Origin of the sequence: Desulfuromonas sp. CSMB_57 (assembly GCF_020194955.2) — a bacterium.
Classification (GTDB): Bacteria; Desulfobacterota; Desulfuromonadia; order Desulfuromonadales; family Syntrophotaleaceae; genus JAFCIY02.
Genome location: NZ_JAFCIY020000023.1, coordinates 366067 through 375340 on the forward strand (window position 1 = coordinate 366067; position 9274 = coordinate 375340).

The following is a 9274-nucleotide window of genomic DNA, read 5'->3' on the forward strand; positions in this document are numbered from 1 at the left end:
GTCCGCGTTGCGCAGTCCTCGCTTTGCTTTTGGGATGCAAGGAGATAAGAGATAATCATGAATATTCCGATGGTCGATTTGCGTGGCCAGTACCAGTCGTTGAAGGAGGAAATCCGCCGGCAGCTGGACAGCGTTCTGGAGGGCAGCCAGTTTGTCCTCGGACCCCAGGGCGAGGCCTTGGAACAGGAAATTGCCGCCTATTGCGGAGTGCGCCATGCCATCGGCGTGGCTTCCGGCACCGACGCTTTGCACCTGGCCTTGCGCGCCGCCGGTATCGGGCCCGGCGACGAGGTGATCACCACCCCCTTTACCTTCATTGCCACGGCGGAGGCGATTGCCTATGTCGGGGCCAAGGCGGTGTTCGTCGACATCGATCCGCAGACCTTCAATATCTGCGTTGATGCCGTGGCGGCGGCCGTCGGGCCGCGTACCCGCGCGGTTTTGCCGGTGCACCTGTTCGGGCAGCCCGCCGATCTGGCGCCCCTCAAACAGATCTGCGACCGGCACGGTCTGCGGCTGATCGAAGATTGCGCCCAATCCTTCGGTGCCGTCTACCAGGGTCGCATGACCGGTGCCTGGGGCGATGCCGGCTGTTTTTCCTTTTTTCCGAGCAAAAACCTCGGTTGCTATGGCGACGGCGGCATGATCGTCACCAATGACGATCATCTGGCGGCGGAAATCCGCATGTTGCGCAATCATGGCAGCCGGGAGCGTTATTATCATGCGGCCATCGGCTACAACAGTCGTCTGGACGATATGCAGGCCGCCATACTGCGGGTCAAGCTCAAACATATCGACGATTACAACCGTGCCCGCCGCCGTAACGCCGCCTTGTATTCGGAACTGCTGCAGGCTGCGCCGGTGCTCACCCCGGTGGAGGACGGCAAGGGTTGTCATGTCTTCCATCAATACACCCTTCGCGCCCCCCGGCGGGCGGATCTGCAAAAGACTTTGAGTGCCGCCGGCATCGCTTCGGCCATCTACTATCCCGTACCTCTGCACCGGCAGGAGGTGTTTGCCGCGGATTGCGCCGGACTGTCCTTGCCCGTCGCCGAACAGGCGGCGGCGGAAGTGCTGTCCCTGCCCATGTATCCGGAACTGACGGCGGAACAGATCCGCCTGGTGTGCCGGACCATTGCCGACGCGGCGGCACGATGAGCGGCAACCCGGCGCCCGCCCGGCGCGCGCTGATCGTCACCGGTGAGGCCTCCGGGGATTTGCACGGAGCCAATCTCATTCACGCCGCCCGTGAGCAGGATCCCGAGCTGGCTTTTTTCGGCGTCGGGGGACCGCGCATGGCCGAAGCGGGCTGCGAGATTCTGATTTCCGGCGAGGAATTGGCGGTCATGGGCCTGGTGGAGGTGGTGGGACATCTGCCGGTCATCTGGCGGGCCCTGCGCCGCCTGACGCGTGTTTTGAAGGGCCCGGAGCGCCCGGACGTCCTGGTTTTGATCGATTTCGCCGAATTCAATCTGCAATTGGCGGCGCGCGCCAAAAAGGCCGGCGTGCCGGTGTTGTATTACGTCAGCCCCCAGGTCTGGGCCTGGCGTCGCGGCCGGGTCAAACGCATCGCCCGGGTGGTGGATCGGCTGGCGGCCATCTTTCCCTTCGAGCCGGAGCTCTATCGCGGGCAGGATATCGAGGTGGACTATGTCGGCCATCCCCTGCTGGACGAATTCGAGGCCGGCCGGGATCGGGATGCCCTGCTGCGATCCTGGGACATGGACCCGGTCGGGCCGGTCATCGGACTGTTCCCGGGCAGTCGCCGCAACGAACTGAAATATATTTTCGACACTCTGCTGCAGAGCGCCCTGGAACTGAAACGTCAGTTCCCCAATGCCCGGTTTCTGTTGCCGGTGGCGGCCGATTCCCTGCGCGGCGAAATTGAACGACGCCTGGCGGCGACGGAACTGCCCGTCAGGTTGATGGAAGAAAACATCCATGACGTGATCCGCGCCTGTGATGCCATTATGACCGTATCCGGCACGGTCACCCTGCAGATTGCTCTCTCCGGCACGCCCATGGCCATCGTTTACAAGCTGGCGCCATTGAGCTATGCCATCGGCCGGCGGCTGATCCGCGTGCCCCATATCGGTCTGGCCAACATCGTCGCCGGCCGGGAGGTGGTGCGGGAGTTCATCCAGGAGCAGGCCACCCCGGCGAATATCGCCGCGGAAATCGCCGCCATCCTCAGGGACGACGCGTACCAACGATCCATCCGTCAAGGCCTCGCAGAGGTGCGCGAGCAGATGGGCGAGGGCGGTTGCTCGGGTCGGGTTGCGGCCATGGTGTCGGAGTTGAGTAAAAGAAGGGTCAAGAACTGTGGAACAGTCCATCCGTAGCCTGTATCATCGTCTGTTCCGTTACTCCCGCCCCTATGTCGGGCGGATCCTGGTGGCGGTGGCGGCATCATTGCTGGTGTCCGGTGCGGATGTCACCATGGCCAGGCTGGTCAAGCCGCTGGTGGACGAGGTGCTCAGCGGCAAGGCTCGGGACCTGGTCAACCTGGTGCCGGTGTTCATTGTCGGGATTGCCTTTGTCAAAGGGCTCGGCCGCTTCGTGCAGGAATACTTCATCAAAACCGCGGGGCAGATGGTGGTGCAGGATATTCGCAAGGATCTGTACGGCCATTCCCTGTCGCTGTCCATGGGGTATTATTCCCGCAGTTCCACCGGCAACGTGATGTCCCGGATCCTGAACGATGTGGGCACCCTCCAGAGTGCCTCGGCGGACGTTCTGGTTGACGGCACCCGGGAAAGCCTGACTCTGGTCGGGCTGACGACCTTGGCTTTTTACACCGATTGGCGGTTGGCGACCCTGGCCTTTCTGGTCCTCCCCCTGACCGTCATCCCCATGGTTTTTTTGGGCCGCAAGATCAAACAGAACATGCGCCGCGGCCAGGGAGCGCTGGGGGATTTGACGAAAGTGCTGCAGGAGGCCCTGGCCGGCATAAAGGTGATCAAGGCGTTCGGCAGCGAGAACTATGAAGCGAGCCGCTTCGTCAGGGAAAACAAGCGGTTCTATCACTTTATCCGCAAAGTGATGAAATATGATTCCGTCACTTCGCCAACCATCGAATTGTTGTCTTCCATCGGCATCGGCGCGGTAATGTGGTACGGTATTCACAGGATCATCAGCGGAACCATGACCCAGGGAGAATTGACCTCCTTTCTGGCGGCCATGGTCATGATGTATACCCCGGTAAAACGCCTGATCAAGGTGAACAACAAGATTCAGCAGGCCATGGGTGGCGCGGAGCGGGTTTTCGAGCTGTTGGACGAGGTGCCGGATATCAACGATGCCGTTGGCGCCGTGTCCATCGGGCGGGCTCGCGGCGAAGTGCGGTTTGACCATGTCGGTTTCGCTTACCAGAACGAACCGGTGTTGCAGGACTTCAACCTGCGGATCAACCGGGGCGAGGTGGTCGCTTTGGTGGGGCCCAGCGGTGGCGGCAAATCGACGGTGGTGGGTTTGCTGACTCGGTTTTATGATCCCCAGCAAGGCCGGATTCTCATCGACGGGCAGGACATCCGCATGATAACCATGGACAGCCTGCGGCGCAACATCGCCCTGGTCGATCAGGAGACCTACCTGTTCAATGACAGCATTCGCGACAACATCCGCTATGGATCCGCGGAGGCCTCCGATGCTGCCGTCGAAGAAGCCGCACGTCTGGCTTATGCGGATGAATTCATTCGTTTGTTGCCGGAGGGCTATGACCAGCACATCGGCGATCGCGGAGTGCGTCTGTCAGGCGGTCAGCGGCAGCGGATTTGCATTGCCCGGGCGATTCTGCGCAATGCTCCCATTCTGTTGCTGGATGAGGCGACCAGTGCCCTGGACACGGAAAGCGAAGCGGTGGTGCAGCAGGCCCTGGCCAACCTGATGAAAAACCGCACCACCATTGTCATTGCCCATCGCCTGTCGACGGTCATGCACGCCGACAAGATCGTGGTATTGGAAAAAGGCCGTATCTGCGAGGAAGGCACTCACCAGCAATTGCTGGCCGCGGATGGCGTTTATCGCCGACTTTATGAAATGCAGTTTGCTTCACGTTCCTGAGTGGATAGAGGTGTCGAGACCGATGAGTTTCCGAACCCCCGGCAAGGGGAGGGCGGCGATGGTCGGCACCTGAAGTCCATCAATCCTTCCAACTCAGCAGGCAAACGGGTGCTGTGTGTTTCTTCTTTATGATTTGATCTGGGTGGTCGCGGCCCTTTGCCTGATCCCCTGGTACGGGATAAAACGGGCCCTCGGCTTGAAAAGCCGGGAAGGTATCCGGGAGCGTCTGGGGATCTATCAGGCCGACCGGCTCAAGGTGCTGCAGGGGCGTCGGGTAATCTGGCTGCACGCCGTCTCCGTCGGTGAGACCAAGGCCGCCGTGCCTCTGTTGAGGGCGTTGCGGAATTCTTTTCCGGAGCATGCCCTGGTGCTCTCCAACACCACGGAAACGGGCCACAGTATTGCCTGCGATATCAAGGAAATCGATCTGTGCCTGTATTTTCCATTTGACATGTCCTGGGTGGTGCACAGGGTATTGCGCTGCCTGCAACCGGAATTGATTCTGATTGTTGAAACGGAGCTTTGGCCCAATCTGGCACGTCTGGCCTGCCGCGCCGGCATTCCCATGGTGCTGGTCAATGGTCGCATTTCCGATCGTTCCTTGCCTCGCTACCAAATCGCCAAACCCCTGTTGCGTCGTCTGCTGTGCCACTTCTCACACTTTTGCATGCAAAGCCGGGAGGATGCCCAACGCCTGCTGCAACTCGGGGCCCCCGGGGACCGGGTTGTGGTGACCGGCAATCTCAAGTTCGACATGCCTGCGGACGGCCTGGCGGAGATGGACATGGAAGCCCTTCGACAGGAGTTCCGGTTGCCCGCCGAGTCCCTGGTCTGGGTGGCCGGCAGCACCCACCCCGGCGAAGAAGAACTGCTCATGGAGGTGTATGCCGACCTTTGCACCCAGCGATCCGATTTGATCCTGGTGCTGGCACCGCGTCATATCGAGCGTTGCCCGGCATTGCAAACGGTTTTGCATGAGCGCGGTTTTTCAGTCCTGCTGCGCAGTAATCCGATTGATCAAGCGGATATTCTCCAGCCCGGACAAATATTGCTGGTAGACACTTTGGGGGAACTGGTATCGCTCTACCGGGCGGCGAATCTGGTATTCGTCGGCGGCAGCCTGGTGCCCATCGGGGGACACAATGTGCTCGAAGCAGCCATGGTCGGCAAACCGGCACTGTTCGGTCCCCATATGGAAAATTTCCGCGAAATCGCGCGTTTGCTGGCCGCCGGCGGTGGTGGCATTCAGATCGACCAACAAAGCCTGGGCGCAGTGGTTGCCGAACTTCTCAACGATCCACAACGGCGCTCGGTCATGGGCCGGGCCGGCATGGAGCTTTTGAAGTTGCATGCGGGGGCCACAGAACGGACTCTGGCCGTCATTCGTCAGGTTGTGGGACACTGAAATGGCTCGGCTCGGCCTGTTTTACCGACGCCTGGCGACGCAGGGCGCCAGTAATTTTTTCGAAAAGATCCTGCTGGCGGGATTATCCTGTTTCGGTGCCGCATATGGCGGCCTGATGGCGGTGCGCGCCTGGTCCTACCGCCGGGGCTGGTGTCGTGTCTTCCGGGCACCGGTTCCGGTGATTTCCATCGGCAATCTCAGCGTCGGCGGTACCGGCAAAACCCCGCTGGTGGATTATCTGGCCCGATATTATCTGCGCCAGGGGCGGCGGGTGGCCGTGGTCAGTCGCGGTTACGGCAGCCGGGGCAAGGGGGTCCGGGTGGTCAGCGCCGGCCATGGGCCGGTGCTGGACGTGAGTCTTTGCGGGGACGAACCCATGCTGCTGGCGCGTCGCAACCCGGACCTGCTGGTGTTAGTGGCCCAACGCCGGGCTCACGCCCTGCGGCACGCCGTTGAGACATTGAAGGCTGAAATCGTCCTGTTGGATGACGGCTTTCAGCATTTGGCGGTGGCCCGCGATTGCGATATCGTATTGCTCGATGCCCGCCGTCCCTTCGGCAACGGCCGGGTGCTTCCCGCGGGCCTGTTGCGGGAACGCCCGTCGGCCCTGCATCGCGGCCAGCTATTCGTTCTCACTCGGGCCGAACCGGACACGCCCTTGCTCCCCCTGCCCGGGCCGGTGCTGCGGTGCCGGCATCGACTCGCAGGGGAGGCGGTCAGTTTGTCCGGCCACCGCGTTTCCCTCGCAGAACTCAAAACCAGGCGCGGCATTGCCTTTGCCGGGATCGCCGATCCGGAGGCTTTTTTTGCCGGCCTGACGGCCGCCGGTCTGTCGTTGAGTGCGACCCTGGCCTTTTCGGACCATGCCGCCTATAACGCGACGGATCTGCAAAGACTGCGTGCCGCCGCGCCGCAGGCCGAATATTTGCTGACCACGGAAAAGGATGCCGTCAAACTGGCAGGACTGCCCCTGCCGTTGCCCTGCTACCAGGTCGGCCTGGAACTCGACTGGCTGGAACCCGGAGCCTTGGAAGATCTGCTCGACGCCTTGGTTCCGGGCAAGGAGGAGAAAATGCCACATATCGAAGAAATGCTGGATATCCTGGCCTGTCCAGGGTGCCATGGACCCCTTCACTTTGACCCGGATGGAAATGGCCTCGTGTGTCGGCCCTGCCGACTGCTCTTTTCCATCACCGACGGCATTCCGGTGCTGTTGTTGGATGAGGCCCAAAGCCTCGACCTTCCGCAGTCATCAGGTGACAGCAGTCAGAATTAGTCAGGAACCCTGCTCGGTACAGGCTATCCAACCATTGCAACAGGAAAGAATCATGAAGGCCTTGGATTCCACGGATATCAAGCGCATTATGGTACGCTCCACCAACTGGGTGGGCGATGTCGTCATGACCACGCCCGCCCTCGGTGCGTTGCGGGCCACCTTTCCCGAGGCCGAGATCGTCGTGGTGGCCAAGCCGGTTGTGGCGCCCCTGTTCGACCCGCATCCCTATTGCGACCGGGTACTGGTGTTCGACAAAAACGGTCCACACCGGGGCGTCAAAGGCCTGTTGCGCTTCGGCGCCATGCTGCGGCGGGAGCGTTTCGATCTGGCCGTGCTGTTTCAGAAGGCCATCGAAGCCGCCATCCTGGCGACCCTGGCGAGAATTCCCCAGCGGATCGGTTATCGCACCGACGGACGCGGTTTATTGCTGACCCATTCTCTGCCCTTCACCGAGGAAATCAGTCGCCGCCATCACACCCAACACTATCTGCACCTGTTGCAATCCTTCGGCATCCAGGGCGGTGATGGCGGCCAACGGTTGCTGGTAACCGCCAATGAAGCGGAATGGGCCAAAGGAATGCTGCCCGGCGGTCCCTGGTTGGCCGTCAACCCGGGAGCCGCCTACGGTTCCGCAAAACGATGGATTCCCGGTCGCTTTGCCGAGGTGGGCGATCGCCTTGCGGAAGAGTTCGGGCTGCATCTCGTGCTGACCGGCGGGCCCGGTGAAAAGGAGATCGGTCGCGACATCGAGCAGGCCATGCGGCAGCCGGTTCTGAACCTCATCGGCAAAACCACCCTTCGGCAGATGACGGCGGTTCTGTCCCGATGCCGCCTGGTGGTGACCAACGATTCCGGTCCCATGCATGTCGCGGCTGCATTGGGCATTCCCATCGTCGCTATTTTTGGACCGACGGATCACACCACCACCCATCCCTATGGCGATGCATTTCGCATCGTTCGCCATGATTGCGAATGCGCCCCCTGTCTCAAACGGATCTGTCCGACGGATCATCGATGCATGGAGGCGGTGACCGCCGGGGAGGTCATTGACGCGGCCCGTTCATTGTTGCAGGAGACCGGCGGCCATGCTGCTGAATAACCCTGACGGACATCCTGGCCGGACCGGTCCATGCCATCCCGACTGTGGCGGGGGCTCCGTGTGAAAAAAGTCTGTTTCTTCAATAGCTCCAAATTCTGGGGCGGCGGGGAAAAATGGCACTTCGATATCGCCCACCGGCTGGGTGGCGACCATATCGCCGTGCAGGTGGCCACCTTTCCAGGCAGTGAACTGGGTGATCGAGCCCGAGGCGAGGGTTTGCCCGTGGCGGAGTTTCCCGTCGGCAAATTCAGCTTTCTCAACCCGTTGCTGCTCTGGCGATTGGTTCGTTATTTCCGGCGCGAAGCGATCACAACCGTCATTCTCAATCTGCCATCCGATTTAAAGGCGGCCGGAGTTGGCGCCTGGCTGGCCGGGGTTCCCCAAGTCGTTTATCGAAGAGGCAGTGCCATACCCATAAAACCTTCATTGCTGAACCGGTTTCTGTTTCGCCGGGTGGTGACCGACGTCATCGCCAACTCGGAGGAAACCAAGCGCACCGTTCTGGCCCGAAAACCGGATCTGTTTCCCGCGGACCGGATTCGGGTTATCTACAACGGTATCGATCTGGAGGCCTTTGATCGGGAATCCGTGCAGCAGATCTATCAGCGAAGGGAAGGGGAGATAGTCCTTGGACACGCGGGCAGGCTTTCTTATGAGAAGAACCAGGCCTTTCTGCTTGAGATCGTTCGGTTGCTGAAAGACGCCGGGGTCAAGTGCCGGTTGCTCATCGCCGGCAAGGGGCCCCTGGAAGCCGACCTCCGGGCCCGTTGTCACGCTTTGGGCCTGGACCGGGAGGTCGTGTTTCTCGGTTTCCAAAGTGAAATCCGCTCCTTCATGGCAGCCATCGATATCTTCCTGCTCTGTTCCCTGTGGGAGGGTTTCGGGTACGTGCTGGTCGAGGCCATGGCCGCCTCCACACCGGTGGTGGCCTTCGCCGCCAGCAGTACCCCCGAAGTGGTTCAAGATCAGGTCAGCGGTCTGCTGGTTCCGGCCGGGGACAGGGAAGCCTTCTTCGCAGCCCTTCAGGAATTGATCCGGGCTCCCGAGCAACGGGCCGAGTTGGGGCGCAATGGCCGCAGGAGGGTGGAGCAGGTATTCGATGTGTGTCGTACCGTGGCGGAGGTGAAATCGCTGCTCAACGGGGAAAGTGCGGAAACTTTTTGATTCCTTTATAGGTTCGGGCCGGTTCAACCCGACTGTTATTGGAGAAAGCGGACCGTTTCCCCCCTTCTCAAGGATGAGCCTTACGGAACTTATTTTTCCAGGATTTCGGCAAGCCTCTTCTCCACATCCGCAACGCGAATCAGGTTCATCGCATCCGGGTTTCGGACCCGTTTTCCCCAGCGAACCACATCGCTTTCCTTGGCGAATTCCATCCTGACCGCTTCGGGGTATTTATTGACAGTGAACTGCCGGAAAAGGTAAGGTCCGG

General features: G+C 60.8%; 7 protein-coding genes. All 7 read left to right on the forward strand.

All coding sequences use genetic code 11. From position 1 onward, the window contains the following. Positions 1-57: 57 nt before the first annotated feature. Positions 58-1158, forward strand: a complete 1101-nt coding sequence (locus JQN68_RS07785; RefSeq protein ID WP_225072290.1) for a DegT/DnrJ/EryC1/StrS family aminotransferase — start codon at positions 58-60, stop codon at positions 1156-1158. Then, positions 1155-2342, forward strand: coding sequence for a lipid-A-disaccharide synthase (gene lpxB, locus JQN68_RS07790; protein ID WP_225072291.1), 1188 nt, complete (start codon positions 1155-1157; stop codon positions 2340-2342). The genes JQN68_RS07785 and lpxB overlap by 4 nt, the downstream gene beginning before the upstream one ends. Continuing rightward, the gene (gene msbA, locus JQN68_RS07795) at positions 2323-4062 is read left to right on the forward strand and encodes a lipid A export permease/ATP-binding protein MsbA (protein ID WP_225072292.1); all 1740 of its coding nucleotides are present in this window, start codon (positions 2323-2325) and stop codon (positions 4060-4062) included. The genes lpxB and msbA overlap by 20 nt, the downstream gene beginning before the upstream one ends. Positions 4063-4177: 115 nt before the next feature. Next, the gene (locus tag JQN68_RS07800; RefSeq protein WP_249621097.1) at positions 4178-5467 is read left to right on the forward strand and encodes a 3-deoxy-D-manno-octulosonic acid transferase; all 1290 of its coding nucleotides are present in this window, start codon (positions 4178-4180) and stop codon (positions 5465-5467) included. Between the two features lies 1 nt (position 5468). After that, positions 5469-6743 carry a tetraacyldisaccharide 4'-kinase gene (gene lpxK / locus JQN68_RS07805; RefSeq protein ID WP_249621098.1) on the forward strand — a complete coding sequence of 425 codons (1275 nt, stop codon included), beginning with the start codon at positions 5469-5471 and terminating at the stop codon, positions 6741-6743. 52 nt (positions 6744-6795) lie between these two features. After that, positions 6796-7842, forward strand: coding sequence for a lipopolysaccharide heptosyltransferase II (waaF, locus tag JQN68_RS07810; RefSeq protein WP_225072295.1), 1047 nt, complete (start codon positions 6796-6798; stop codon positions 7840-7842). Positions 7843-7902: 60 nt separating this feature from the next. Beyond that, positions 7903-9006, forward strand: a complete 1104-nt coding sequence (locus JQN68_RS07815) for a glycosyltransferase (RefSeq protein ID WP_225072296.1) — start codon at positions 7903-7905, stop codon at positions 9004-9006. The last annotated feature ends 268 nt before the right edge of the window (positions 9007-9274 follow it).

Bases quoted from the DNA above. Each gene is read 5' to 3' on its own strand.
- JQN68_RS07785 (WP_225072290.1), top strand. From the start codon at position 58: ATGAATATTCCGATGGTCGATTTGCGTGGCCAGTACCAGTCGTTGAAG.
- lpxK (WP_249621098.1), top strand. From the start codon at position 5,469: ATGGCTCGGCTCGGCCTGTTTTACCGACGCCTGGCGACGCAGGGCGCC.
- waaF (WP_225072295.1), top strand. From the start codon at position 6,796: ATGAAGGCCTTGGATTCCACGGATATCAAGCGCATTATGGTACGCTCC.
- lpxB (WP_225072291.1), top strand. From the start codon at position 1,155: ATGAGCGGCAACCCGGCGCCCGCCCGGCGCGCGCTGATCGTCACCGGT.